The following is a 22,961-nucleotide window of genomic DNA, read 5'->3' as shown; positions in this document are numbered from 1 at the left end:
AGAGCCGCCGACATGAGCCGACGCATCAAAAGCCCCTCCCAGGTGAAGACGATCTCCTCCATCGTCGACCACCGTCGCTCACGCACCCCGCATGGTGCCCTGCTGGAACTGGCCATGCTGGAAACCGAGCGCCAGCGCCTGCTGCTGGAGCAGGAACGCATGGCCAACCGTGACCGGGAAATCCAGGTACGCCTGGAGGCGATTCACAAGAAATCGGAGCGTCTTTACCAGTTCGTGGAACGCGGCGAACCCCTGCCGGCCCCCGAGGGCAACAGCAGGGGAGACACGCCGCCCGAGCTGAAGATACGCACGCGAACGCTGTCCTACTGACGGCCCCAGACATCTGAGTGATCACGATGGCAACCACAAGAAAGTCCAGATCCCGATTTTATATCTACGCCATCATCGAGGCCGACCAGGCCCGGCCACTGGGCAAGGTGGGCCTGAAGGGCGCGGCGGTGAACTGCATCGTCGAGCAGGGCCTGGCCGCCGTGGTGAGCAAGACGGAAGAAACCCGGGTGCGTCCGCAGCGCGCCAACATCGTGGTGCACAACGGCGTGGTCAAGCAGCTCACCGATGCCGGTGTGGCCTGCCTGCCCCTGGCCTTTGGCACCATTTCCGCCAACGAGGGGGCCGTGCGCGCGTTGCTGCGCGAGGAACACGACACCCTCCTGGAGCAGGTGCGCTTCTTCCACGACAAGGTGGAAATGGGGCTGCGGGTGAAATTCGACGTGTCCAACATCTACCAGTACATCATGGACAGCCACCCGGAGCTCCGTCACCTGCGCGACCAGGTGTTCGGTGCGCAACATGACCCGGGGCGCGATGCCAAGGTGGAACTGGGGCGCGTGTTCGACCGCCTGCTCAACGAGGACCGCCAGACCTACCGGGACAAGGTGCAACCCGCCCTGGAAGCGGTCAGTGAAGAGGTGCGCGTCAACGATCCCCGCAACGACCACGAGGTCATCAATCTGGCCTGCCTGGTGCGGCGGGACCGGGTCAAGGAATTCGAGGATACCGTGGTGAAGGCCGCCGGCCAGTTCGGCAACGAAGTGGCCTTCAATTATTCCGGCCCCTGGGCCCCCTTCAATTTCATCGACGTGCGTTTCGACGCGGAGAGACTCCATGCTCATTCTGGATGACATTCTGGCGTCGCCGGGCAAGGGGATTTTCGCGCTGTTCCGCGAGATTCACGATCGTGCCCGGGAGGAAATCGAGGGCGAGGGCGAACGCATCACCCGGGCCCTCACCGCCCTGTATGGCCAGCTGGAAGCCGGTGAAATCACGGAAGAAGAATTTGAAGCCCGGGAAACGGAATTGCTCGATCGCCTCGACGCCCTCTGGGCGGAAAACCAGGACCCGCAGGACGACGACGAAGACGCATGGGATGGCAATGAGGACGAGAACGAGACAGAGGCCGATGCAGGTCCCGAGCGTTGAACCCCGTGAAACAGGTCAGGAGCGTCACCATGGCAAGCGACACAAAAGACAAAGCGGCAGGGCAGGACGACGGTCTGTACATCGACGTGGAACTGGTCAACCGGGTGTCCGACACGGCCGAAACGACAGAGCCACCCCAGCCAGCCACCGACACTGAACAGGCCAGTCCCGGCAAGACCCAGGGCCCGGATCTCTCCCGGATCCTGCTGGACCGCATGCTCCGGATGGCCCACGACTACCGACAGAACGGCAAAGTCGGCCAGGCCTCAGATCTTTACTGGCAGCTGGTGGAAGAGCATTCCGGCACGCCCCAGGCTGTGGAAGCGGCGGAATCCCTGCTGAAGCTGGCGGAGTTCTACGAGAACAACGACTGCCAGCACACCGCTCTGGGGATCTACGAGCGGTTGTGCGGCCAGCAGTGCGAACTTTGAATCACAGGTAGCCATGCCCCGAGACAACCCTTCACTCTGCGAAGCCCTGGACCAGGTACTGGACAAGGGGGTGGTCGTGTCCGGGGAAATCATCATCTCGGTCGCTGACATCCATCTGGTGTATGTGGGCCTGACCGCCGTGGTGGCTTCCGTGGAAACCCTGCGGGAAAAACCGGCGGTCACGCCCATCGCCGAGCCCATTCAAACCGGGAGCGACGACCCCCGATGAACGAAACACGCCCCCAACTGCCCTCACAGCGCATCACCCTGGACCCGGACAACATGCAAAAGGGCCTGGGCCAACTGGCGCTCACGCTCATCGAACTCATTCGCCAACTGCTGGAAAAACAGGCCCTCAGGCGCATCGAGGCCGGCGGCCTCAGTGACGAGGAGGCGGAAAGGCTCGGCCTCACCTTCATGCAACTGGAACAGGAAATGGAAAGACTCAAGAAGGATTTCGGCCTCACAGACGACGACCTCAACCTGGACCTGGGCCCCCTGGGCAAACTGCTGTAGGAGCTCAAACACCTTGACCATCAGCACCACAGAAAGGCCCGGGCGTGTGTCCCAGCGCATGCCACACGCCATGGATACCGCCACCCTCGGCGATATCCTCGAACGCATCCTGGACAAGGGTGTGGTCATCTCGGGAGACATCAAGGTCAAGCTCGTCGACATCGAACTGCTGACCGTACAGATCCGCCTGCTGATCTGTTCCGTGGACAAGGCCCGGGAGATGGGCATCAACTGGTGGGCCTCCAACCCCTACCTGAACCCCACCGAGGCCACGGAAAAGGACAGGCAGCTGGAACAATTACAGCACCGCATCCAGGAACTGGAGGCCGCGCTGGCACAAAGCCCGCCGGTCGCCGCCGATCCCAACCCCGTGAAGGGAGGAGGAACACCCCATGACCCGCAAACCGGATGACGATCAATTTGCTGAAGGCCGGGAGCGTCTCGACGAGATCTCCCGAAGACTGAACACCCTGTTTGGCAGCGACGACGGCAAGAGCGATGTGCGCTCCTCCGTCTCCATCGGCGGCAACCTGCTGGGTTCGCTCACCGGCATGCTGGGGCAACTGGGCGACCTGGTGGACAAGGCCCAGGAGTCCGGTGGCCAGGCGCACCGCACCGGCGAGTTCGGCGACAGCAGCGGACAGGGCGCACGCGGCGTTTACGGCGTGTCCGTGAAGGTGGGCATTGGAGACCACGGCAAGCAGGACATGCAGGTGGACACCTTCGGCAACGTGCGCCGCAACCCCGAGGATGGCGAAGTGGAGATCCAGCCCATCCGAGAACCCCTGGTGGATGTTTTCGACGAAGACGACCACGTGCTGGTGGTGGCCGAGGTGCCCGGTATCCTCGAAGAGGACCTGAAGCTGGAACTGAACGGCGACATCCTCGTCCTGCACGCCGAGCGCGGTGACAAGAAATACCACAAGGAAATCCTGTTGCCCAAGGCCCTCGAGGCGGGGGGCATGACCCATGGCTGCAATGGGGGTGTTGCCGAGATACGCATCAACAAATAAGCCGATCCACGGAGCCAGCAAGCCCCCCTGGGGGCAAGCAAGCGAGGAATTGCAACATGACCACCGTGACCTCAGACCCCTCCGCGCATGACGCGGAGGGCCATGCCCCTGCGACCGACCGCCTGAGCCTCCGGGTCGGTGACGCAGCCAAACGTGATGCCGGGCGCGCCATTGCCCGCATCGACCCCGTTCATCTGCCGACCCTGGGCTGCCAGATCGGCGACGTGGTGAAGGTGGTGGGGCAGCGCACCACCGTGTGCCGCATCATGCCCGCCTTCAAGGACGCGCGCGACCCCGCCCGGGTGCAACTGGACGGCATCAGCCGCACCAACGTGGGGGCCGCCCTGGACGACACCGTGACCCTGCAACGGGTGGAGGCTCCGCCGGCCCGAAGCATCACCCTGCAGCCCACCGACGTGGTGCCCCAGCAGCGCGACATGAAATACATCGGCAGCCTGCTCGACGGCACCCCGGTGGTCCGCGGCGACCGGGTTCGGGCCACCCTGTTCGGCAACCGCCACGCCGAATTCGTGGTCCGCCAGACCGCCCCCCAGGGCCCGGTCTGCATCGGTCCCACCACCCGTCTTACGGTGAACGGCGCTACTCCCGGCAAGCAGAACGATGGCGAGGCCCAGCCGAGTGCCTCGGGCCTCACCTATGAGGATGTGGGGGGCATCGGGCCGGTGGTCCACAAGGTGCGGGAGATGGTGGAACTGCCCCTGCGCCATCCGGAAATCTTCGAAAAGCTGGGCATTGATCCCCCCAAGGGGGTGCTCCTGCACGGCACGCCCGGCACCGGCAAGACCCTGGTGGCCCGGGCCGTGGCCAACGAGACCGAAGCCCACTTCCTGCACATCAGCGGTCCGGAGATCATCGGCAAGTTCTATGGCGAATCCGAGGCCAAGCTGCGGCAGATCTTCGATGAGGCCCAGCGCCGCGCGCCGTCCATCATCTTCATCGACGAGATCGACGCCATCGCCCCCAAGCGCGAGGATCTGGGCGGCGAAAAGCAGGTGGAGCGTCGCGTGGTGGCCCAGTTGCTGGCCCTGCTGGATGGCCTGGAGGGGCGGGGCAAGGTCATTGTCATCGCCGCCACCAACCTGCCCAACCTGCTCGACCCGGCCCTGCGTCGCCCCGGTCGCTTCGACCGGGAGATCGTCATCCCCGTACCGGACCAGCCGGGTCGCCTGCAGATCCTGGAGATCCACACCCGGGGCATGCCCCTGGCCGAGGATGTGGACCTGAACGACATCGCCGCACTCACCCACGGCTACGTGGGTGCCGACCTGGAGGCCCTGTGCCGCGAGGCCGCCATGGCCTGCCTGCGGCGGGTTTTTCCGCAGATCGACCTGGACATGGAGAACCTGTCCCCGGAAACCCTCTTGGCCCTGGAGGTGCGCCTCGCCGACTTTGATGTGGCCCTGCGCGAAGTGGAGCCCTCCGCCCTGCGCGAAGTGTTCGTGGAGGTGCCCAACACCCGCTGGGACGACGTGGGCGGCCTGGAAGACGTGAAGGATCTGCTGCAGGAGGCCATCGAATGGCCGGTGCGCTACAAGCAGCTGTTCCGCAAGGCCGGCATCCACCCGCCCAAGGGCATCCTGCTCTCCGGCCCACCGGGCTGCGGCAAGACCCTGCTGGCCCAGGCCAGCGCCCAGCCCACGGAGATGAACTTCATTTCCGTGAAGGGTGCGGCACTGCTGTCCAGATATGTGGGCGAATCCGAAGCGGCCGTGCGCGAGGTGTTTCGCAAGGCCCGCCAGGTGGCCCCGTGCCTGGTCTTTTTCGACGAGATCGACGCCCTGGTACCGGCCCGTGGCGGCGGAGAGAATGCCGTGGCCGACCGGGTGGTGGGCCAGTTCCTGGCCGAGCTGGACGGCGTGGAACAACTCACCGATGTGCTGGTGCTGGCCGCCACCAACCGACCCGACCGCATCGACCCCGCATTGCTGCGCCCCGGGCGGTTCGATCTGCACGTGAAGGTGCCGGTGCCCGACAGCGCCGCGCGCCTGGCCATCCTGCGGGTGCATACCCGCGACAAGCAACTGGCCGGTGATGTGGACCTGGAGCAGATCGTCGCCCGGACCGAGGGCTTCTCCGGTGCCGACCTGGCCTCCGTCTGCCAGCGAGCCGCCATGGAGGCAGTGCGCGAATGCGTGGCCCGGGGGGTGGAGCACTGCGGCGGCGAGGTCATCCTTGAAACCGCTCATTTCGACGAAGTGCTGGAGTCCATGAAACGATGAGTGAGGCGCTTTACCTTTACTGCCTGGCACCGGCCCGCGGGCTGGATGCGGCCTCGGTGCCCGTGCCCCCGGTCACCGAGGGCGATCCGCCCGGTGGCCTGGAACACCTGGTCCACGAGGGCATTGTCGCCCTCTACAGTCGCGTGGATGCCACCGAGTTCAACGACGAAAACCTGCAATCCCTGGCCTGGCTGGGGCCCCGGGCCGTGGCCCACGCCGGCGTGGTGCAGGCCGCCATGGCCCAGGGTGGCGTTGTGCTGCCGGTGAAATTCGGCACCCTGTTCCGCGGCGCCGAGAGCCTGAACGACTTCCTGCGCAAACACGAGGTGGCCATCAAGGCCCAGCTCGGGCGACTGGAACAACAGCAGGAGTGGAGCATCAAGGGCTTCATGGACACACCCAGGGTGCACGAGCGCATCAAGGCCGAAGACCCGGACATCCGCGAGCGCTTCGAGGCGCTGCCGGAATCACCGGGCAAGCGCTATCTGCTCATGAAAAAGCTGGAACAGGCCATCGACACACGGGCCAGGGAACGCCTGGAAGCACGGGGCAGGGCGGTGATCGACAGCGTGAAGACCCTGGTCTCCGAGGATGCCGCCCTGAACATCCATGGCCGCGAGGCGGCCGGCCGTGACGAACCCATGGTGTTCAACCACAGCTTTCTGGTGCACGAACTCCAGCAACAGGCCTTTCGTGCGCGCGTGGAACACCTCACCCGGCAGGAGGCCGGGGAAGGGCTCATCCTGGTATTGCAGGGGCCCTGGCCCCCCTTCAACCATTGCAGCGACCTCACCGTGACCGACGCAGGCGACGCGGCCAACCGGGGAGACGCTGCCTAGCCATCCACCTTGAAGAGGTGCCGCACATGGATCTCCTCCCCCAGGTGAGCCGGCACATCATGGGACAGCCCCATGAACAGCACGCCGATCTCCCCGGCCTGCAAGGTGGCCTCGATGCGCCGTGCGATGAAGGCATCCCGCTCCCGCAGCAATGTGGCAGCCTCGTCCCCCAAGGCCGCACCCGCAGTCGTGGCGCCACCCGTGGATTGATGCAGGGCCAGTTCCCGTTTGAGCAGCTCCGGCGACTCGGTGCCCATCAGCTGGGCGCCGTCGTTCGCCAACTGCGCCACCAGCCGATAATTACGGCTGCCCTGAGCGGCCACATCATCGACGATGGCCCGCTCCTGGCCACAGACCGGCAGCCCATCCTGGTACACCCGTACCTGGTGCATGGGCACGCCGGTAAAGCGGATCACCGACATCAGTGCCTGCTCGATGCCGTCCCAGAGCTGCTCCACCCTGGCTTCCTGGGCCCGCACCACCGCATCGCCACCGGACGCCGCCCGCTGTTGCTCCACCTGCTCCCCCACCGAGCCCAGGTCGGCCAGGGAATGGAATACGGGCACGAGAATCAGCACTTTTTCGGTCATGGCGCTATGGCATCCACTCAAGAATGGGGAGTACGTCACAGTGTCGCCCCCGCGTGGAGGCAAGTAAAGCACCCACATGGCCTCCTATCGGGGCCGGGCATGGCCGATCTCCGGGAAAAGCCTCCATATCGGATCAAATGCCCCCCTGTCCTGCGGCTGTAACCCTTAAACTTTATTTGTACAAACAGCAGTCATGCTCACGCATCGATACGGAACCACCGTGCCAGCGGTGGTGCAGCCACCGGGAGCCCCCCATGGACGACCTTCAGCACAGTACCGGCAGCTTCAAGCGCCTCCAGGGCTTCAGGGATGTTTTTTCCACCCTTGAGCGGAGCTGCTCGCGTGGGGCCAGGATGGCCGTATGCCCCCTGTGTCCGGAGGGCAGGGCACGGGGCGGATGCACCCGGGGCCGGCCCTGCGCCAGGGCCCGGGAGGGCATGGTGCGCTATCTCGATATCACCCAGGTGGACAAGCTGTCGGCGGGCATTCGCCTGGAGGGCACCCCCCGTGATTCCGCCCCCTTGGCCACGCCGGCGGGTGATACCGTGGCGGTGTTCGTGGAACTGGACGGCCGCCCCATCTCCTTTGCCTCGGTGGTGCAACACGTGCGCGCCCTGACCACCGACTCGGGCCCGGCGGCACAGCTCACCCTGGAGGCCCCCAAGACCCTGGATGTGTGGGAACGTCGGGAATACGTGCGGGTGGCCGTGCCATCCACCGCCATGGCCCACTGCAGCCTCCATGCACCGGGCCTGCAGCCCGTTTCCTGCCAGCTTCGGGATCTGTCATTCAGTGGCGTTGGCCTCAGCGTGGACCACCTGCCCGATCTGTATACCGAAGCCCAGGTCACCCTGGAGATCCGTCTGAACCCGGAGGGTGCCGGGGGTCTGGAAGGGCGATTCAGCGCCCGCCTGGTACGCATGAGCCAATTGCATCACCGGGGTGAGCGACTTCTGGGCCTGAGCTGGCTACATCTCACGGGCCGGCAGGATCGACAGCTCAGCCTCATGATTCGTCACCTGGAAAGGGCCCAGCTCGTGCGTCGCCGTCAACTCAGTTAGCGCCCTCGGGCGCGCCCAACCATCAAACGGAGGGGATTCGCCATGACCGACCGCAGCATCGATGTGGTGGAAGCCGATTTCGAGCAGGAAGTCCTGCACAGCCCCCAACCGGTCCTGGTCCACTTCTGGGCCAGCTGGTGCGCCCCCTGCACCATGATCACCGCCATCCTGCGCAAGGTGACCTCGGCGGATGAACGCGACTTCAAGGTGGTGAGGGTGGACACCGACGCCAATCCTTCCCTGCTGCCCCGATACGAGATCACCGGCATCCCCACCCTTGTCATCTTCAAACAGGGCGAGGTCGCCGCCCGGTTTGTGGGGGCTCCTTCCAAGTCGGAGTTGATGCGGTTTATTGATGAGCATGTTTGAGGGATGAGCCGGGGCAATGCAGCCCCCGCTATCAACCAACGGGGGCTGTTTCAGGGCACTTCCAGCGTGAAGACGCGATTCTCGTCGCCGGCGTGCAGTCCGAAGGAGAGGCGGGCCCAGTCGATTTCACCGAACACCCGCTTTACATCATCCGACGCAAACCGGACTTCGAACCAGCCGGGTTTGGTTATGTTATCTACCCCAAATACCAATTCCCCGGTGGAACCGGGACCAAGATCCTGCCCTATAAGCACGACTGGACCGTCTTTACTATCAGCCAAGTAGACATTATCGAGGCTGTCTTTCACTGAGTCTGGGTCCCTGCTAGGGTCAGATGTATAACTATTCTGGGGATCCACGAAGCGCGTGCACCCCTCATGCTCGCCGAATGGCTTCCAATAGCTGCCTTTCGTCCAGTATTCCGTGCGCCAAGGCATGGATAGTGTGTTATCTCGGCCCAATGCGTTATCCAGTCGGAGTCGACCATAACGCACTTCAATCGCATCACCATCTCCTACCAACACAGGCTCGGTTGGTGCAGTACCATCAATCGATTGGACGGATATTTTCAGAGACTGAGGTGCATCCGGAGTGTCGTTGTTCCGTCCAATGGTAAACTGCACATCGATTGTCCTTGAGTCGCCATTGCCCCAGCCGCCAATACCAACGACATCGTATTCAGGCTCAGGATCATTCGGTAATATCTTGAACTCGAAAGAGTTGGTCGTCACTTCAGGACGCTCATCTTCAACATCGTAATCCTTTAACATCAGGTCAAAGGATATTCTGAGTGTATCGCCATAGTAAATATACTTTGAAGCGAGGTCGTCCTTGAAGCAGTCTGCATCCATCTGCCCAATGGAGCTGATGCCAGCTCCGCTAATTTCGTATTTGACCCCGGATGATGCATGACTGAATGGGGCACTCACAGCTGCCAATATGACGATTCCGGATCGTAGAACTGAAGCTGGATGGATACGTATCATGAGGTAGCCCTGCTAGCGTGAGCTTAGTCTTGCACTACAATCTGCGCTCTGACCTTGCGGCGAATTTCAGCATTGATCAGTGACTCAAAACGGTAGGCCGTGACTTCCAGATCGTAAACCTTGATGCCGGGCTCTTGGTTTTCAAAGGGCTCATCGCCTTCAAGGGGTCTGCAAGAAAGTCTGGTTTTTATTCCGGTATCAAGGAATGCCCTGCTATCGGGCGTAGCCGGGCACTTGCCGTTTTTAATTATGTACTCCTGAGCCTCTGCCAGTCGCCCCAAGGCCGCGTAACGTGCTTGCTCCGCCAGATAGGTTCGCGCCTGACCGCCATGCTGCTGAACGGATATTTGCAGTACCGCTGCGGCAAGCACAGCCGAACCTGCCGTGATGATCAGCAATATCATCAGCAGTACGCCGCCGCGCTGTCTAACGGGCGTGGCAATCCTTGCATCAAGGAGTACAGTTGGGAGTCTCATGGGCTGTTGATGACGGCCACCCGGGTGAAGAGCTCGAAGGGTTTTTTGGCATCTTGGACTGTGATGGATATCTCGACCAATCCCAGGTCGGCTCTATATTTAAACTCGCAGTCTTTCAGCCCGCTGAGTAGAAGGTTGGATGTACCGTCTATGGGGTCGGTCTGGCTGGGTGAGCGTTCGTAATTCTCGTGACGCCTGAGCTCTGATCCCTCGCATCGATAGCTGACCGGTCCAGGACCCTTGAACAAGTAAAAGCGTTGAGCTGGTGAATGGGTCGAGAAGCCGGATGTCTCGTCAGGGATTTTGTATTCAATTCTATTGTAACTGGTATCGAGGTGGCTCAGCTCCACGATATTCTGGCTGCGGTATGCATCATGACCATATAAGGGTGTGTTATAAATAGAAATGAACAGCTGATCTTTGTTTAGATCAATTTGAGTGGGTAGCTCTAACTCGGGGCCGAGTACGTCGAATTTGCCACTGCCTTCATCAATATCAATATTTAGTGAATAGCCAGCGCCTGCGCGCCGATAACGGCCCGCAGCGATCACCGGGATGAATTCCATGAATTTTTTAGAATCATCTATCCGCACACTGTGGGGCAGGGCCGAGCGTAGTTCATGGCTCATCTGGGCCAGTGCCAAGTCGGCATTGTCCACCATCCGAGCGCGTTGATTCATGTCCATGCCCACTTGTAGTGGAGTGAGGATAATCAGCACCGAGATGACACCAATAGTGCCAAGCAGCGTAATCACCAAAAGCATCTCGATCAGCGTGAATCCATGAAACTTTCTAAAATTCATGGATTTGGAGCATGTCGCTTGTGTTGATATAAAACTTGTTGGTGGGAAGGTCGTGCATGGAAGCAGTAGGGTACCGGTGGGTAAAGTCCTCAAGTGGCGGGATCGCATGGAGGTTGCGTTCATCTCTTAACATAACCCGTACCAGCTGTTAACGTTATACGGTGGCCATTGGAAAACTCTATCTCGATATCCGATTCACCCTCAAGCATTCCCATGCGAGAGAAGATGATCTCATCAGCCGAGACAGACTTGATGACGTTTCCGCTTTTTGAACGTGCCTTATAAGGCTCGTCAGAAAATGGGTGAGGTAGTAGCCCGTTAAGTAGCCCGTTTTGAGAGTTGCTACATGTCGTATCTTTATACTCGACTTTAAACTCATCGTTAGCGGGTTTGATGACCACTTTCACCTGGCATCCCGTGTTCATTGCTTCACGGCGAGCATATTGTATTGCGGCCCCCAGTTCATGTTCAAAGGTCGTGTCAGAAAAAACTCTGAAGTCGACCCGTGGTAAGGTAGTGACAGCCAGTAATGTCACAAACGCTAGTACGATAATCAATTCAACTAAGGTCACGCCTCTGTATGATTGAAAGCTCATGAGGGCTCGCTATTCAATAACTTGATATAGTGTGGTGCTGAATTTAATGCGGTTGTCACTGTTGTGTACTACCTTTATCGTGCTGGAGCTTGCCGTATCACTTAAGTCTGGGGGGGCGAGAGAGTAGGTGCTGGCCAGCTTTTGGGGGATGCATGAGTCGATAGGGTTGGTCTTCTGTAATAGCGTTTCCATGCAGCCGACTGCAAGGGCGCGCGTTTGAGTCTGAACTTGCAATTCCTTGCTGTACAGCAAAGGTGAAAGTATTGATAGCGATAAGGTGTAGATGATGCTGATTAGCGTAATGCTCGCTATCACTTCGATCAGGGTAAGGCCAGTCTGGTGAGTGTGGGTGTTCAGCAATGTGGGTTCCGAGAAGTAATTGCCGTGTTGGGGTCGCAGAGTATTGAATGTGGATCGAAAGATCAGTGCGGTATGTACCTGAGAGAAAGTGATCGGATGTTTGAATGAAAGGACGGCCGAGGTGCCGGTAAAATAAAGACCCTTCATTTGCAGGGGAGGTTCGGCCTCCCCTGCTATCTGGGTGGTTTATTCGAGAAGCTGTGGCGTTAGTCGGGATCGGCAACGTAAATTGCATCGAAGGACGCTTCATAATCACTATCGTTGCGTGTGATGCTGCATTCGAATCTAGCGCCGGTAGTAGAGCCGTCCGTACTATCATTAGTTCCCCCAAGAATGAAATCGGAGGACAATCTATTGTCATCGTCAACCGCTAGCGCTAAAGCTTCTGTACAGTTAGTGACCTCTTCGAAGTCAGTGTTTCTCAAGTAGCGATTGTAGTTAGATACATTCCACAAGGTGACTTGGCTGGCAGCGTTTTGGATGGTGCTTTGCCGTGCATCCTCAGTGACTTCTGTAAATCGAGGCACTGCGGTCAATGCCAGGATTGCAATGATGATGATCACAATGATCAACTCGATCAACGTGAAACCCGCCTGAGAACTGGATGAATGCCTTCTCGCGCTAGCCATGTCCGTCTTGCTCCTGGTTTGCTGTAATAATGATTGTGTGGGACAGCCACTCGCCCTGTTGATTAACCACTCAACCTCCCAGCACTCTTGTCCAGTGTCTTCTTTTTGTGTCCCGCCATGTCGCAGGTTTGCATGTGATTGCGTTAGGTGGATCCGGGTTTCGTGGGGGCCAGGTGGTTGCCTGACCCTGTGTTCAGTTTACCTCAGGACAGCTATTCACAAAGTAGAAAAAAATCCATAATGGTGTGTTTTGGACTCATTCTATACCCCAATAAAAGATATTTATCAATGACTGTCGATGATCAACGAAATGCCTGACTGAGATCCCACATGGGCAGGAATACCCCCAGAGTGAGGATCAGCAGGAGTACACCCAAAAAGAGCAACAAAAAGGGTTCGATCAGGGCGGACATGTTGCCCAGTTCATAGTCCACTTCCCGCTCGTAGTGATCGGCGGTTTCCTCCAGCATTTGGGCGACATCGCCGGTTTCCTCGCCCACGCTGATCATCTGGATGAGCAGGGGGGTGAACAGCCCGGCGGATTGCACCGAACGGGTGAGGCTGTCGCCGCGCTCGATGCCGCTGGAGATCTTCTGGCACTGGCTGCCGATATAGGCGTTTTCCAGCGAGCGGGAGACCAGCGACAAGCCCTGGACGGGGGAAACGCCGGCACGCATGGTCATGCCGAAGGAGCGGGCAAAGCGGGCCATGGTGGCGTGGGCGAGGATCCTGCCGAAGATGGGGATGCGCAGTTTTGTGTGATCCCAGGTGAGGAGTCCATCCCGGGTGCGCACCCAGAAGCGAAAGCCCAGCCAGCCCGCAACCAGCAGGAGCGCCATCACCCACCACAGGCTGGTGACGATGTTGGAGGCCTCCATGATGATGCGGGTGGGGAGAGGTAAGTCCACCTGCTGACGGGCAAAGAAATCGGCAAAGGTGGGGATCACCCAGAGCAGGATGATGGTCACCGACATGAGCATGGCGGCCACCACCAGGAAGGGGTAACGCAGGGCCGCGCCCACCCGGCGCCGGAAATCCCGCTCCGACTCCAGGTAGTGGGCCATCTGCAGAAAGGCCTGTTGCAGGTTGCCGGAGGTTTCACCCACGCGCACCACGCTGATGAACATGTCGGGAAACACATCCCGACTGCGCGACAGGCCCTCGGCCAGACCGCTGCCCGACTCCAGTGCCTCGGCCAGTCGGCTGATGCCGCGTTTGAGGGCGGCATTGCGGGAGGAGGCGGCAATGCTGTTCAGGCCCTGGATCAGGGGCACGCCGGCCCGGGTGAGGGTGTACATCTGGCGGCTGAACAGCACGAGGTCGTCCAGGCTGGGCTTGTCCAGACCGAACCAGCGGCGCCACTGGGACAGGTCATCGGCCTGTTCCCGTACCGGTTCGATGGAGATGGGCGTGATGCCGCGCCCCTGGAGTTGACGCGCCACCTGGCTGCGGTCGGCGGCCTCCATTTCGCCATCCTGCGGAGTGCCGCCGCTACTGCGCCCACGCCAGGCAAAGGCCGGCATCAGCCCGGTCCTCCCCGGATCACTTCAAACCGCTGGGTGGGTTCCTCATCGTTGCCGCCCTCGTCGTCCAGGCGGCCGGCCAGGCGCATCACTTCCGCCACCGAGGTGAGGCCGCGGGCGGCGTAATCCAGGGCACAGTGCAGCAGCGGTCGGTAATCCCTGGCCTTGCGGGCCTTTTGCATGAAGGTGGCCGTGTCGCCCGAGCGCAGGATCTCGCTGAGGGTGTCGTCCAGTTCCAGCAATTCATACACGCCGATGCGGCCGCGATAGCCGGTGTTGCCGCAAAAGGCACAGCCGGTGCCGACCTGGAACTGCATGCTGTCGAGCAGGTGCTCGGCCACGTGACCGCGTAGCCAGGCGCGCTGATGACGGTTGAGGGGTTCGGTCTGGGCGCAGTTGTCGCACACCCGGCGCACCAGACGCTGGGCCATCACGGCATCCAGCGCCGCCGCCAGCATGTAGCCTTCGGCACCCATGTCCATCAGCCGGGAGATGGTGTCGGGGGCCGAGTTGGTGTGCAGGGTGGAAAACACCATGTGGCCGGTGATGGCGGCCCGCAGGCCGATCTGCACCGTCTCCTGATCGCGCATTTCGCCCACCATGACCACGTCCGGATCCTGGCGCAGCACGCTGCGCAGGGTGCGGGCAAAGTCCAGGCCGATCTTTTCGCGCACCTGCACCTGGTTGATGCGCGGTAGCTGGTATTCCACCGGGTCTTCCACGGTGATGATCTTGCGCCCGGGGATGTTGATCTCGTTAAGCGCCGCATAAAGTGTGGTGTTCTTGCCGGAACCGGTGGGGCCGGTCACCAGGAACATGCCCGCCGGGCGCTGGATGATGCGTTTCACCCGTTGCACCATGGCTTCGGGGATGCCCAGGTTGGCCATGTCCAGCAGGGCGCTGCTTTGATAGAGCAGGCGCATCACCACCGACTCGCCGTGCTGGATGGGCAGGGTGGACAGGCGCACGTCGATGGGCTGGTCCTTCACCCGCATGGTGAAACGACCGTCCTGCGGCAGGCGGCGCTCGCTGATGTTGAGCATGGCCATGAGCTTCAGGCGGGTGACCAGTGCCGGGGCGATGCGCCCCCCCTGGATCACCTGTTCCTGCAGGTGGCCATCCACCCGCAGGCGGATGCGCAGCAGGTTGTCGCCGGGTTCGATGTGGATGTCCGAGGCCCCCACCTGCACGGCATCATCGAACATGGATTGCAGCAGCTTGATCACCGGGGCCTCCTGGGCGGGCTGGCCCTGCGCCAGGTCATCCAGGTTGTAGTCCCGCCCGGAGAGCTCCTGGCCCAGTTCCTCGGCCAGGTTGCTGATCTCCTCGGTACGCCGATACACCAGGTCGATGGCGCTGTGCAGCGCGCTCTCGCTCACCAGGATCGGTTCGATGGGCTTGTCCAGGAGGCGCTGAACCTCATCAAAGGCAAAGATGTCGGTGGGGTCGGCCATGCCCACGCGGATGGTCGCGCCTTCGTCGTTCAGGATGATGGCGCGATGGCGCCGTGCGTAGGCCTCGGGTAGCCGCTGAACCGTGTGCGGCCGGAACTGGAACTGACGCAGATCCTCCACCGGCAGGTTCAGTTGCTGGCTGAGGGCCTGCAGCAGATCCACTTCCCGCAGCAGTCCCATGTCCACCAAGGTGCTGCCCAGCTTGAGGCCGTCCTGGTCCTGGCGTGCCAGGGCCTGGTTCAACTGGCTCCGGGTCACATACCCGGATTCCACCAGCAGCTCACCAAGGCGGCTGCTGGCGCTGGGGGGGGGCTGGCATGTCCATCATTCACCTCTGCGCATCCCGCGCACGCGCTCGCGATGTTCGTGGATTTCACGCTCCCAGGTGTGGTCGTCGGCCACCACGATGGGGCGCAAGAGGATGACCAGCTCGGTTTTCACCGAGCTGTCGCGGCGGCTGCTGAAGGCGCGACCGATCACCGGCAGGCTTTGCAGGCCGGGGGTGCCCGCCTGCTGCTCGCGGGTGGACTCACGCATGAGCCCGCCGATCACCACCACCTGACCGCTGCGCGCCCGCACGATGCTGTCGGACTCGCGCACGCTGCTGCGGGCGAGGGGAAGCACCTGTTCTTCCTCGTCGCTGATGGTGATGTTGCGCACCTGTTCGGTGACTTCGCTCACCGTGGGCCGCACATGCAGGATCACCTGGCCATCGGGGGCCACCTGGGGGGTCACGTCCAGCACGATGCCGGAGAAGAAGGGGGTGAGCTGCACCGAGCTGGCCCGGGTGGCGGTGGTGGTGCCGGTGGCGGTCTGGGCCGTCACGTCGGTGACGAAGAACTCATCCTGGCCCACCTTGATCACGGCCTTCTGGTTGTTGACCGTGGACACGCGCGGGCTGGAGAGCACCTGGGTGCGGCCCTGGGTTTCCAGCAGTTCGATCAGGGCGCCGAAATCGCCAGCCTCGGCGGCGATCACGGTGGAGCCGCCGAACAGGGTGATGTCGAAGTCTTCCGAGAGGTCGCCCAGGGTACGGTCCCGGGTGGCGGCGAAACCGCCTTCGTTCAGCAGGTTGGGCCCACCCAGTTGCCCGATGCCCACGCGGCGGCCGTCGATGCGCCCGAGAGCCGCCCAGTTGATGCCGGACTGAAAGCCGTCGCGCAGTTCCACCTCGACGATCTTGGCCTCCAGGATCACCTGGCGTTGCACGCTGCCCTGCACGGCATCGATGAGCTCGGCCACCATGCGGTGCTCATCGGACATGGCGCGCACCGACACCACGCCGGACTGGCGATTGACGATCACGCGGCGACCGTCCTCATTGCCGACGATGGCCTCCAGGCTGGCCACCAGGTCCTGCCAGAAATGGGATTGGGAGTTGGTCTGGATGCGGGTGTTCAGGCCGCGTTCGTCGTCGCCGCTGCGCCGCGTGCCACCCGTGGTGCCCTGGTTGTTGGCGAAGGCGCCCCCCACGCCAGCGGTCTCGGTGACCTGGCCGGAGCTCACGCGAATGGCGGAATGGCCGTCGCGCTGCACATCCAGGTAGTTGACCTGATATACCCGGCTTTCCAGGCGGGGCGGGCGCACCACAAAGCCCACGGCGCTGCGGCGGTACTCCAGGCCGTAGATGTCCTGGAGGACTTCCAGTACCTCCGGCAGCGTCACCTGTCGCAGTTCCAGGGAGATGCGTTGATCCACTTCCGGGTGCACCACCAGGTTCACGTCGGTGCCGTCCACCAGGCTCATCAAGACTTCCCGGGCCGGGGCATCGCGCACCACCACGTCGAACCGCTCCCAGGGTTCGGGGGCGGGCTCGGGCTCGGCGGGGACCGGTGCGGGCGGGCCCACCAGCGCCGAGGCGTCGGGCCCGGGCAGTTCGGCCACCATGTCATCCAGCGTGAGGGCTGCATCGATGGCGGCGGCGGTCTCGGCCTGCCGTTCGGTCATGCTGGCACAGCCGACCATGAGACCCAGCACGGGAGGGAGGATCAGCCAATGCCTGTTGAGCCACGGGCGGGTTGCGGCTTGCTCCATTTGTCTCATTCAGTCCTCGTTGATGATGTCGGGCCCGCCACGCGAGCCTCGGATGATGCGTGGGTGTCCAGGTCCAGTTCGATACGGCGTTCGCCGGTGTCCAGAGACACGCCCCGGGCGCCGATGTGCAGCACCCGGGCACCGTCCACGGTGGCGCCTTCGGTCACGCGCTGGCCGTTGATGATGGCAATGCGCCGCTGTGGCGCCGTGAGGATGGATTCCAGCACCCATTGCTGCGCGGGCTGGGTATCCGGGGCCAGCAGACCCTGCCACATGCGGATCTCGGCCGGGGTGGGGGGGCGGGTCGGGTCGTTGTCCGCCAGGGCCGGCGTGCACATCATCAGCCCCGGGAGCGCCCACGCGGCCAGCACCCTCATAGTCCCAGCCAGCTTTCGTCCGCGGACAGGCCGTACAGTGTCATCTCGACCCGGTTCACCGGCCATTCAGGCACCTCCAGATGCAATGTTTCCCAGAAGACCCCTTCCGGGAGGTCTTCCACCAATCCCATGAAATCCAGCACACGATCGAATTCGGCTTCCACCACAAGGCGCACCCGATGCACGAAGATGCCGCTCGGGCCGTTCCAGATATCGAGGCCCTGGTTCAGCGGTTCGGGGGGCTGGTTGGCCAGTTCCACCACCTTGACGCCGGGGCGGTCCTGCAGGATGCCCGCCAGCACCTGGACGGCCTCGCGGGGCGATGCAAAACCACCGTGCAGGGTCTGCAGGCGGGCCTCCAGTTGTGCCACGTCCTGGCGCAGGGCGTCGCGTTGCACTTCCAGCGAGACGGTGTGCACGCTGTCCTCCGTGTCTGTGCGCCACTGATCCATGTGCTGGGTGAGTTCCCCCAGGCGGGCTTGGGTCTGCGTCAGTTCGGTCTGGAGGGTCTGCCGTTTGTCCTGCTGGGGTTGCAGCACCAGCCAGTCCCACGCGAGGAGCAGGATCACCCCCAGGAGCACGGCCATGAGCAGGCGTTCCCGCAGGTTGCTGGCGTTGATGCGGTCGATGAGTTGCACCAGGATCTTCATCGTTGGCTCCCGGTGTTGGTGGAGATCACGAAGCGCACGCCGGGCAGGGTGTCGTCGGGCTGATACACGCGCACCTGATTGAAGCGCAGGCCGGAGAGGGTGTCTTCCTCGGCCAGGGTGCTCAGGTATGCAGGGATCACCCGGGAGGCCAGGGCCTGACCTTCCAGTGTGAGCCCCTGGCCTTGGTCGTTCAGGGTGACGCGGGTCAGCCACAGGCCCTGCTGATCGGCGCGGGCCAGGGCTTCCAGGGGGGCACGCAGATCCATGCCGGTCTCGGGTATGTGCCTTTGCAGTCCCCGCACGCCGCGCGTGAGCTGATCGCGCCGTGCCGTGAGGGTGTCGATCTCCTCACGCAGGGCCTCGGTCCCCCTGGCGGCGCGACGCCCTTCGCGCAATTGCTCCAGGCTTTCCAGGGCATGCGCCTCGTCCTGACGGGCCTCGTTCAGTGCCTGCTCGAGACTGGCGAGCCGCTGGGCTTCCACCAGGCTGTAGCCTGCGAGCAACGCCACCAGGATGCCGGCACCCACCAGCATGTTCTGCGCCGAAAACCACAAGCGGTTTTGCCTGGCCTGCACCCGGTAGAGATTGATGTGCTGCCTCATGCCGGATCCTCGGGGCGCAATGCGGCGCCCACGGCCACCAGCAGGGCCGCGCGGGCATCGGGTGCCACCTGAATGTCGGCAGGGAGTTCCACCACCTGTTCCAGATCCAGTGCCAGCTGTGGCGCCTCCAGTGCCCAGGGGCCGGAGCGGGCCAGCTGGTTTGCCTTGAGTTCTTCCAGCACTGCCTCGTCGCCGTTGAAGCCCGTCACCAGATTCAGGTTGAGATGCGCGCCACCGGGGACATGGCGTTGGTAGTAATCCAGGGATCGGCGCACTTCGTTCACCAGGTGCTGAATGGTTGCGGGATCCTGATCATGCAGCTGGCGATAACCCACCGGCAGGCGACGGATGAGGTAGAGCAGGTGCTGACGGATCACGGTGATCAGTCCGGCATCCGGCCCGATGTACACCGTGGCCTGGGCGTCGTTGTCGGGGTTGTGGCCACGGATGATGCTGAGGTTGCGCAGGGCCATTTCCAGAATGTCCACGCTGACCAGCTTCAGGCCGGCCTCCTTGATCCGGGTGGCCCGCTCCTGGATCAGCGCCGCCCGGGTGGCCACTACCTGCAGCAAGTGGGGTCCGTTGCCCCGCTTGTCCTGCAGGGGTGTGGGGAAGGTGTCGATCACCGCTTCGTCGGCGGGGAAGTCCAGGGAGTCGGCCAGTTTCCAGCGCAATGCTTCGTGGATTTCGTTGGCATCCACCCGGGGGGGCTCCATCAGGAAACAGTGGTACTCGTGGGGTGGCAGCACCAGATGCACCGGTTGCCGGCGAAGCCCCAGGGCGCGTACCTGTTCACCCAGGCCCTGCATGCATCGAACCGGGTCGTCACCGTCGACCCAGGCATGGCCCACCAGGCGCGGGCGGGGCTCGGACTCCGGGTCAACCACCACCACGGCAAGGCCCCGGGGCTCCAGATAGAGGCCGACCCGGTGGCGCGAAGAGATGGGGGTGCGTCGTTTCAGCACCTTGCAACTACCTTTGTTTCCTTTGCATGAAGCCCAGTGTATTGCGGCGATCCGGGTGGTCGAACCTGGAAATGCACCGAAATGGATGAGTGCGCCGTGACCGGTGTCGCCGCAGGTGCCGATTGGGCGGGGCCAGGGATGTTCCATGGCCAGGCATGGGGAGGCATGGGGGCAAAGTGCTTAGCTGAATTGCCACCGGAATGGAAGGGATTCCGGGTGAGTCTGTTGTCACCATCCTCTAATCTGAGCACTCCATCACAGCACTGGCGTGGTGCGACCCGGTCCTTCGCGACAGAGGTGACGGCCTTGAACACGATGATCGATGCAATGCAAGAGCGGATACTGGTGGTGTGCACGGCCAATATCTGTCGCAGTCCCATGGCGGCGGTGGTGCTGGCCTCGGCACTGCCGGAGGCCCGGGTGACGTCCGCCGGGTTGCGTGTGCCGCCCTGGGCCGTCGATATGGATCCTGTGGCTCGGGAGGTGCTGGCTGAACAGGGCTACCCGGTGGGTCAGCGGCATGTGCCGAGAGCGCTGTTCGAGAATGACGTGCGCGAGGCTGATCTGGTTCTGGTGATGGAGCACTGGCAACGCGAGGACATTTTCATGCGAGCCCCCTTCGCGCGGGGGCGGGTGTTCCTGCTGGGACACTGGCAGGGCGGCGAAGTGGCGGACCCCTATGGTCGCGGTCACGCGGCCGTGGCCTGTGCGCTGGAGCAGATCGAACTGGCCTGCCGGGGTTGGTCCAGACGCTGGGTGGCGGCCTAGCGGATCCGGGCGTCGAACCGGTGCATTGAACATGATGGATCGACCCAAGACACGGAGCGGAACCATGAGACGAGACGACAGGATGGCCAGTCATTCCCCCGCGCGCGCATCCGCCAGACGGGTTGCCGTAGCACAACTCGGGTGCTGGATCGTGGTGCCGGGCGAGTTTCCGGAATCCGATGCACTTGGCCTGCTGCGCGAGCGGGGGGTTCAGGTGTGGCGGGATACGGATCCGGCAAAGGCCCGAGAGAAGATCGAGGCGCGAATGGGGGCGGACTGCATCCTGATCGATACCACGCACGAAGAGGCCGAATGCTTCCGCCTGATCGACGCCGTGCGGTATGCGGCCCGGCTGCGTGGCCGGGTACCGCCGGCCATCGTCGGCATGACCGGCGCCACCGATCTGGCCGCCCTCAAGCGCCTGTTCAGCAAGGACGTGGATGACCTGCTGCTGCGCCCGCCGGGCAGCGCCGTGCTGGTTGAGGCGGTCATGCGCGGCGCGGCACTCACCCGGGTGCGACGGAAGCTGGTGTCTTCCGATGCCATCGAGTGGCTGTCCCACATCAACCGTCGCATGGAAGACATGGACCTGCGGGAAAACCTGAAGGACGTGGTGCCCGAAAGGAATCTTGCCCAGGTGCTTCGGGCATTCGAGGAACGAGACACCTCACCTCAACTGACGCTGTAGCGCGCCTCTCCCCGCCGCCTGACCGACCCGTTGCCGCATCGGTTGGCATCGCGCGCCCCCGCGTGGTCTGGAGTCTGGAAAAAAGATCCATTCTGGAGGTTTTCCCGGCCTGCCACGGCACGGTTCGGTCTGGCCTGAGTCTGAATCGCATCCGTTCACTGGTATGATGCGGTGCAGCGAGGGTCGGCACCGCGGTCGGCCCTGAAATTCTTGGCAGATGAAGGAAAACGGGATGAGTACAGCGTGTGATCAACGGCGTGCCGGTGGCGCGATCGAGGTGAGCCCGGATGTTCACTGGGTGGGGGTGCTGGATCACGATATCGTGACCTTCGATGTGGTGATGACCACGGAGCATGGCACCACCTACAACGCCTATCTGGTGAATGCGGACAAGAAGGTGCTGGTGGACGCGGTCAAGGACGGGTTCTTTGAGGCGTTCGTGGACAGGATCCGGCAGGTGACCGACCCGGCCCTGATCGATTACATCGTTTTCAATCACACCGAGCCGGATCATAGCGGCTGCCTGAATCGCCTGCTGGAGCTGGCACCCAACGCCACGGTGGTGGCCAGTCGGCAGGGGATTGGCTATCTGCGCGAGTTCCTGGGGCGTGACTTTCCCCATCAGGTGGTGAAGGGGGGCGACACCCTCGACCTGGGCAACAGGACGCTCCGCTTCGTGTCGGCGCCGCACCTGCACTGGCCGGACACCATGTACACCTACCTTGAGGAAGACAGGCTGCTGTTCACCTGTGACTCCTTTGGCTGTCACTACGCCCATCCGGCCATGCTGGATGACCAGGTGGGGGACTTCAGTGATGCCTTCAAGTACTACTTTGATGTGATCCTCAAGCCGTTTTCCCGGTTCATGCTCAAGGGTATCGAGCAGGTGCGTGCCCTGGATGTGCAGGGGATTCTCCCGGGGCATGGCCCGCTGCTGATGTCGGACTGGCGCAAGTGGGTGGATCTCTCGGAAGCGTACGCGCGCCGGGCACTGGAGTATCCGCAGCAGGATTATGTGTTCATCCCGTACGTGTCGGCGCATCACAACACGGAGGCCATGGCCCATGCCATTGCCCGGGGGCTGAACCAGGTCGGGTCGTTTCAGGCCCATGTGGCGGACATCGAGACCATGCCTCAGGGGGAGCTGGAGGAGCACATGGCCCGCTGCCAGGCCGTTGTGGTGGGGTGTCCCACCATCAACCAGAACATCCTGTTGCCGGTGTACAAGTTGTTCGCGGCCATCAACCCGGTGCGGGACAAGGGCAAGCTGTGCGGTGCCTTCGGCTCGTATGGCTGGAGTGGTGAGTCGGCAAAGATCATCCCGGGCACCCTGGAGCAGTTGAAGTTGAAGATGGTGGGAGATGGCGTGTTCGTGCGCTTTGCCCCCGATGACGCGGCGGTGGAGGCCTGCCTGGCCTATGGCTATTCCCTGGGGGTGCGCTTGCGGGATAAGGAGGCCGCCTGAGCCGTCCCCTCCTGAGTGTGAATCATGTCTCGTGCATCGCTCCGTTGTGGAGCGATGTATCCCTCTGCCTGTAGAATGCCTCCATT

General features: G+C 62.4%; 28 protein-coding genes. 15 read left to right on the top strand and 13 right to left on the bottom strand.

The features are described 5' to 3' along the window. The first annotated feature begins 12 nt into the window (after positions 1-12). The 10 genes from LPW30_RS12580 to LPW30_RS12535 are packed head-to-tail and all read left to right on the top strand — an operon-like array spanning position 13 to position 6,479. Entirely contained in the window at positions 13-330 is a 318-nt protein-coding gene (locus LPW30_RS12580; RefSeq protein ID WP_239681031.1) for a hypothetical protein, read from the top strand. A 26-nt stretch (positions 331-356) separates the two neighbouring features. Continuing rightward, on the top strand, positions 357-1,142 hold the full coding sequence (locus tag LPW30_RS12575; RefSeq protein WP_239681030.1) for a GvpL/GvpF family gas vesicle protein: 786 nt from the start codon (positions 357-359) through the stop codon (positions 1,140-1,142). Beyond that, positions 1,126-1,440 carry a gas vesicle protein GvpG gene (locus LPW30_RS12570; RefSeq protein WP_239681029.1) on the top strand — a complete coding sequence of 105 codons (315 nt, stop codon included), beginning with the start codon at positions 1,126-1,128 and terminating at the stop codon, positions 1,438-1,440. The genes LPW30_RS12575 and LPW30_RS12570 overlap by 17 nt, the downstream gene beginning before the upstream one ends. Before the next feature lie 29 nt (positions 1,441-1,469). Next, positions 1,470-1,871: a hypothetical protein gene (locus LPW30_RS12565; RefSeq protein WP_238625546.1), complete on the top strand. Its 402-nt coding sequence runs from the start codon at positions 1,470-1,472 to the stop codon at positions 1,869-1,871. Between the two features lie 13 nt (positions 1,872-1,884). Further along, a complete protein-coding gene (locus LPW30_RS12560) occupies positions 1,885-2,100 on the top strand; it encodes a gas vesicle protein (RefSeq protein WP_239681028.1) in 216 nt (71 codons plus the stop codon). After that, positions 2,097-2,387: a gas vesicle protein K gene (locus LPW30_RS12555; RefSeq protein WP_239681027.1), complete on the top strand. Its 291-nt coding sequence runs from the start codon at positions 2,097-2,099 to the stop codon at positions 2,385-2,387. The genes LPW30_RS12560 and LPW30_RS12555 overlap by 4 nt, the downstream gene beginning before the upstream one ends. A gap of 13 nt (positions 2,388-2,400) precedes the next feature. Then, positions 2,401-2,799, top strand: coding sequence for a gas vesicle protein (locus LPW30_RS12550; RefSeq protein WP_238625549.1), 399 nt, complete (start codon positions 2,401-2,403; stop codon positions 2,797-2,799). Then, positions 2,780-3,400 (top strand): Hsp20/alpha crystallin family protein, encoded by a 621-nt coding sequence (locus LPW30_RS12545; RefSeq protein ID WP_239681026.1) that lies wholly within the window; start codon positions 2,780-2,782, stop codon positions 3,398-3,400. The genes LPW30_RS12550 and LPW30_RS12545 overlap by 20 nt, the downstream gene beginning before the upstream one ends. Before the next feature lie 56 nt (positions 3,401-3,456). Continuing rightward, complete coding sequence (locus tag LPW30_RS12540; RefSeq protein ID WP_239681025.1) at positions 3,457-5,640, top strand: CDC48 family AAA ATPase; 2,184 nt, start codon at positions 3,457-3,459, stop codon at positions 5,638-5,640. Then, positions 5,637-6,479 (top strand): GvpL/GvpF family gas vesicle protein, encoded by an 843-nt coding sequence (locus tag LPW30_RS12535; protein WP_239681024.1) that lies wholly within the window; start codon positions 5,637-5,639, stop codon positions 6,477-6,479. Before LPW30_RS12540 ends, LPW30_RS12535 begins: the two co-directional genes overlap by 4 nt. Here LPW30_RS12535 and LPW30_RS12530 read toward each other — a convergent pair. Continuing rightward, the gene (locus tag LPW30_RS12530) at positions 6,476-7,069 is read right to left on the bottom strand and encodes a hypothetical protein (protein ID WP_239681023.1); all 594 of its coding nucleotides are present in this window, start codon (positions 7,067-7,069) and stop codon (positions 6,476-6,478) included. The genes LPW30_RS12535 and LPW30_RS12530 overlap by 4 nt on opposite strands. A gap of 254 nt (positions 7,070-7,323) precedes the next feature. Between LPW30_RS12530 and LPW30_RS12525 the strand changes: the two genes are divergently transcribed. Both LPW30_RS12525 and trxA read left to right on the top strand, forming a co-directional pair. After that, positions 7,324-8,130, top strand: a complete 807-nt coding sequence (locus LPW30_RS12525) for a flagellar brake protein (protein WP_239681022.1) — start codon at positions 7,324-7,326, stop codon at positions 8,128-8,130. Between the two features lie 42 nt (positions 8,131-8,172). Then, positions 8,173-8,499 carry a thioredoxin gene (gene trxA, locus LPW30_RS12520; RefSeq protein ID WP_239681021.1) on the top strand — a complete coding sequence of 109 codons (327 nt, stop codon included), beginning with the start codon at positions 8,173-8,175 and terminating at the stop codon, positions 8,497-8,499. Between the two features lie 50 nt (positions 8,500-8,549). Here trxA and LPW30_RS12515 read toward each other — a convergent pair whose 3' ends face one another. The 12 genes from LPW30_RS12515 to LPW30_RS12460 all read right to left on the bottom strand — a co-directional run bounded on the left by LPW30_RS12515 (position 8,550) and on the right by LPW30_RS12460 (position 19,954). Continuing rightward, positions 8,550-9,485: a DUF6701 domain-containing protein gene (locus LPW30_RS12515; RefSeq protein ID WP_239681020.1), complete on the bottom strand. Its 936-nt coding sequence runs from the start codon at positions 9,483-9,485 to the stop codon at positions 8,550-8,552. A gap of 23 nt (positions 9,486-9,508) precedes the next feature. Further along, positions 9,509-9,889, bottom strand: a complete 381-nt coding sequence (locus tag LPW30_RS12510; RefSeq protein ID WP_239681019.1) for a hypothetical protein — start codon at positions 9,887-9,889, stop codon at positions 9,509-9,511. Positions 9,890-9,957: 68 nt separating this feature from the next. Then, on the bottom strand, positions 9,958-10,764 hold the full coding sequence (locus LPW30_RS12505; RefSeq protein WP_239681018.1) for a PulJ/GspJ family protein: 807 nt from the start codon (positions 10,762-10,764) through the stop codon (positions 9,958-9,960). Between the two features lie 119 nt (positions 10,765-10,883). Then, positions 10,884-11,360 (bottom strand): pilus assembly FimT family protein, encoded by a 477-nt coding sequence (locus LPW30_RS12500; RefSeq protein WP_239681017.1) that lies wholly within the window; start codon positions 11,358-11,360, stop codon positions 10,884-10,886. 566 nt (positions 11,361-11,926) lie between these two features. After that, complete coding sequence (locus tag LPW30_RS12495; RefSeq protein ID WP_239681016.1) at positions 11,927-12,349, bottom strand: prepilin-type N-terminal cleavage/methylation domain-containing protein; 423 nt, start codon at positions 12,347-12,349, stop codon at positions 11,927-11,929. 302 nt (positions 12,350-12,651) lie between these two features. Beyond that, positions 12,652-13,872: a type II secretion system F family protein gene (locus LPW30_RS12490; RefSeq protein WP_239681015.1), complete on the bottom strand. Its 1,221-nt coding sequence runs from the start codon at positions 13,870-13,872 to the stop codon at positions 12,652-12,654. Then, complete coding sequence (locus LPW30_RS12485; RefSeq protein WP_239681014.1) at positions 13,872-15,599, bottom strand: GspE/PulE family protein; 1,728 nt, start codon at positions 15,597-15,599, stop codon at positions 13,872-13,874. The genes LPW30_RS12490 and LPW30_RS12485 overlap by 1 nt, the downstream gene beginning before the upstream one ends. Before the next feature lie 51 nt (positions 15,600-15,650). Continuing rightward, positions 15,651-17,369 carry a pilus (MSHA type) biogenesis protein MshL gene (gene mshL, locus LPW30_RS12480; RefSeq protein ID WP_239681013.1) on the bottom strand — a complete coding sequence of 573 codons (1,719 nt, stop codon included), beginning with the start codon at positions 17,367-17,369 and terminating at the stop codon, positions 15,651-15,653. Beyond that, complete coding sequence (locus tag LPW30_RS12475) at positions 17,366-17,701, bottom strand: general secretion pathway protein GspB (RefSeq protein WP_238625317.1); 336 nt, start codon at positions 17,699-17,701, stop codon at positions 17,366-17,368. The genes mshL and LPW30_RS12475 overlap by 4 nt, the downstream gene beginning before the upstream one ends. A 32-nt stretch (positions 17,702-17,733) precedes the next feature. Beyond that, positions 17,734-18,387 (bottom strand): hypothetical protein, encoded by a 654-nt coding sequence (locus tag LPW30_RS12470; RefSeq protein WP_239681012.1) that lies wholly within the window; start codon positions 18,385-18,387, stop codon positions 17,734-17,736. After that, a complete protein-coding gene (locus LPW30_RS12465) occupies positions 18,384-18,989 on the bottom strand; it encodes a PilN domain-containing protein (RefSeq protein WP_239681011.1) in 606 nt (201 codons plus the stop codon). The genes LPW30_RS12470 and LPW30_RS12465 overlap by 4 nt, the downstream gene beginning before the upstream one ends. Next, positions 18,986-19,954: a type IV pilus biogenesis protein PilM gene (locus LPW30_RS12460; RefSeq protein WP_239681010.1), complete on the bottom strand. Its 969-nt coding sequence runs from the start codon at positions 19,952-19,954 to the stop codon at positions 18,986-18,988. Before LPW30_RS12460 ends, LPW30_RS12465 begins: the two co-directional genes overlap by 4 nt. A gap of 315 nt (positions 19,955-20,269) precedes the next feature. On the opposite strand from LPW30_RS12460, the gene LPW30_RS12455 reads away from it, so the two are divergent. The 3 genes from LPW30_RS12455 to LPW30_RS12445 all read left to right on the top strand — a co-directional run bounded on the left by LPW30_RS12455 (position 20,270) and on the right by LPW30_RS12445 (position 22,875). Further along, positions 20,270-20,722 carry a low molecular weight protein-tyrosine-phosphatase gene (locus LPW30_RS12455; protein ID WP_239681043.1) on the top strand — a complete coding sequence of 151 codons (453 nt, stop codon included), beginning with the start codon at positions 20,270-20,272 and terminating at the stop codon, positions 20,720-20,722. Positions 20,723-20,786: 64 nt separating this feature from the next. Continuing rightward, a complete protein-coding gene (locus LPW30_RS12450; protein WP_238625322.1) occupies positions 20,787-21,410 on the top strand; it encodes a hypothetical protein in 624 nt (207 codons plus the stop codon). A 232-nt stretch (positions 21,411-21,642) separates the two neighbouring features. Beyond that, positions 21,643-22,875: an FprA family A-type flavoprotein gene (locus tag LPW30_RS12445; protein WP_238625323.1), complete on the top strand. Its 1,233-nt coding sequence runs from the start codon at positions 21,643-21,645 to the stop codon at positions 22,873-22,875. Positions 22,876-22,961: the final 86 nt, after the last annotated feature.

The organism is Ectothiorhodospira variabilis, from assembly GCF_022227625.1.
Lineage (GTDB): Bacteria > Pseudomonadota > Gammaproteobacteria > Ectothiorhodospirales > Ectothiorhodospiraceae > Ectothiorhodospira > Ectothiorhodospira haloalkaliphila.
The sequence above is the reverse complement of the archived record's forward strand: the minus strand, read 5'-3'. Positions and strand labels throughout refer to the sequence as shown.

Excerpts from the sequence above, each read along its gene's own strand:
- LPW30_RS12510 (WP_239681019.1), bottom strand. The coding sequence starts at position 9,889 with ATGATATTGCTGATCATCACGGCAGGTTCGGCTGTGCTTGCCGCAGCG.
- LPW30_RS12490 (WP_239681015.1), bottom strand. The coding sequence starts at position 13,872 with ATGCCGGCCTTTGCCTGGCGTGGGCGCAGTAGCGGCGGCACTCCGCAG.
- LPW30_RS12555 (WP_239681027.1), top strand. The coding sequence starts at position 2,097 with ATGAACGAAACACGCCCCCAACTGCCCTCACAGCGCATCACCCTGGAC.
- LPW30_RS12580 (WP_239681031.1), top strand. The coding sequence starts at position 13 with ATGAGCCGACGCATCAAAAGCCCCTCCCAGGTGAAGACGATCTCCTCC.
- LPW30_RS12565 (WP_238625546.1), top strand. The coding sequence starts at position 1,470 with ATGGCAAGCGACACAAAAGACAAAGCGGCAGGGCAGGACGACGGTCTG.
- LPW30_RS12465 (WP_239681011.1), bottom strand. The coding sequence starts at position 18,989 with ATGAGGCAGCACATCAATCTCTACCGGGTGCAGGCCAGGCAAAACCGC.
- LPW30_RS12540 (WP_239681025.1), top strand. The coding sequence starts at position 3,457 with ATGACCACCGTGACCTCAGACCCCTCCGCGCATGACGCGGAGGGCCAT.
- LPW30_RS12530 (WP_239681023.1), bottom strand. The coding sequence starts at position 7,069 with ATGACCGAAAAAGTGCTGATTCTCGTGCCCGTATTCCATTCCCTGGCC.
- LPW30_RS12495 (WP_239681016.1), bottom strand. The coding sequence starts at position 12,349 with ATGGCTAGCGCGAGAAGGCATTCATCCAGTTCTCAGGCGGGTTTCACG.
- LPW30_RS12515 (WP_239681020.1), bottom strand. The coding sequence starts at position 9,485 with ATGATACGTATCCATCCAGCTTCAGTTCTACGATCCGGAATCGTCATA.
- LPW30_RS12505 (WP_239681018.1), bottom strand. The coding sequence starts at position 10,764 with ATGAATTTTAGAAAGTTTCATGGATTCACGCTGATCGAGATGCTTTTG.
- LPW30_RS12525 (WP_239681022.1), top strand. The coding sequence starts at position 7,324 with ATGGACGACCTTCAGCACAGTACCGGCAGCTTCAAGCGCCTCCAGGGC.
- LPW30_RS12535 (WP_239681024.1), top strand. The coding sequence starts at position 5,637 with ATGAGTGAGGCGCTTTACCTTTACTGCCTGGCACCGGCCCGCGGGCTG.
- LPW30_RS12570 (WP_239681029.1), top strand. The coding sequence starts at position 1,126 with ATGCTCATTCTGGATGACATTCTGGCGTCGCCGGGCAAGGGGATTTTC.
- LPW30_RS12445 (WP_238625323.1), top strand. The coding sequence starts at position 21,643 with ATGAGTACAGCGTGTGATCAACGGCGTGCCGGTGGCGCGATCGAGGTG.
- LPW30_RS12500 (WP_239681017.1), bottom strand. The coding sequence starts at position 11,360 with ATGAGCTTTCAATCATACAGAGGCGTGACCTTAGTTGAATTGATTATC.
- LPW30_RS12575 (WP_239681030.1), top strand. The coding sequence starts at position 357 with ATGGCAACCACAAGAAAGTCCAGATCCCGATTTTATATCTACGCCATC.
- mshL (WP_239681013.1), bottom strand. The coding sequence starts at position 17,369 with ATGAGACAAATGGAGCAAGCCGCAACCCGCCCGTGGCTCAACAGGCAT.
- LPW30_RS12455 (WP_239681043.1), top strand. The coding sequence starts at position 20,270 with ATGATCGATGCAATGCAAGAGCGGATACTGGTGGTGTGCACGGCCAAT.
- LPW30_RS12450 (WP_238625322.1), top strand. The coding sequence starts at position 20,787 with ATGAGACGAGACGACAGGATGGCCAGTCATTCCCCCGCGCGCGCATCC.
- LPW30_RS12545 (WP_239681026.1), top strand. The coding sequence starts at position 2,780 with ATGACCCGCAAACCGGATGACGATCAATTTGCTGAAGGCCGGGAGCGT.
- LPW30_RS12470 (WP_239681012.1), bottom strand. The coding sequence starts at position 18,387 with ATGAAGATCCTGGTGCAACTCATCGACCGCATCAACGCCAGCAACCTG.
- LPW30_RS12475 (WP_238625317.1), bottom strand. The coding sequence starts at position 17,701 with ATGATGTGCACGCCGGCCCTGGCGGACAACGACCCGACCCGCCCCCCC.
- LPW30_RS12560 (WP_239681028.1), top strand. The coding sequence starts at position 1,885 with ATGCCCCGAGACAACCCTTCACTCTGCGAAGCCCTGGACCAGGTACTG.
- trxA (WP_239681021.1), top strand. The coding sequence starts at position 8,173 with ATGACCGACCGCAGCATCGATGTGGTGGAAGCCGATTTCGAGCAGGAA.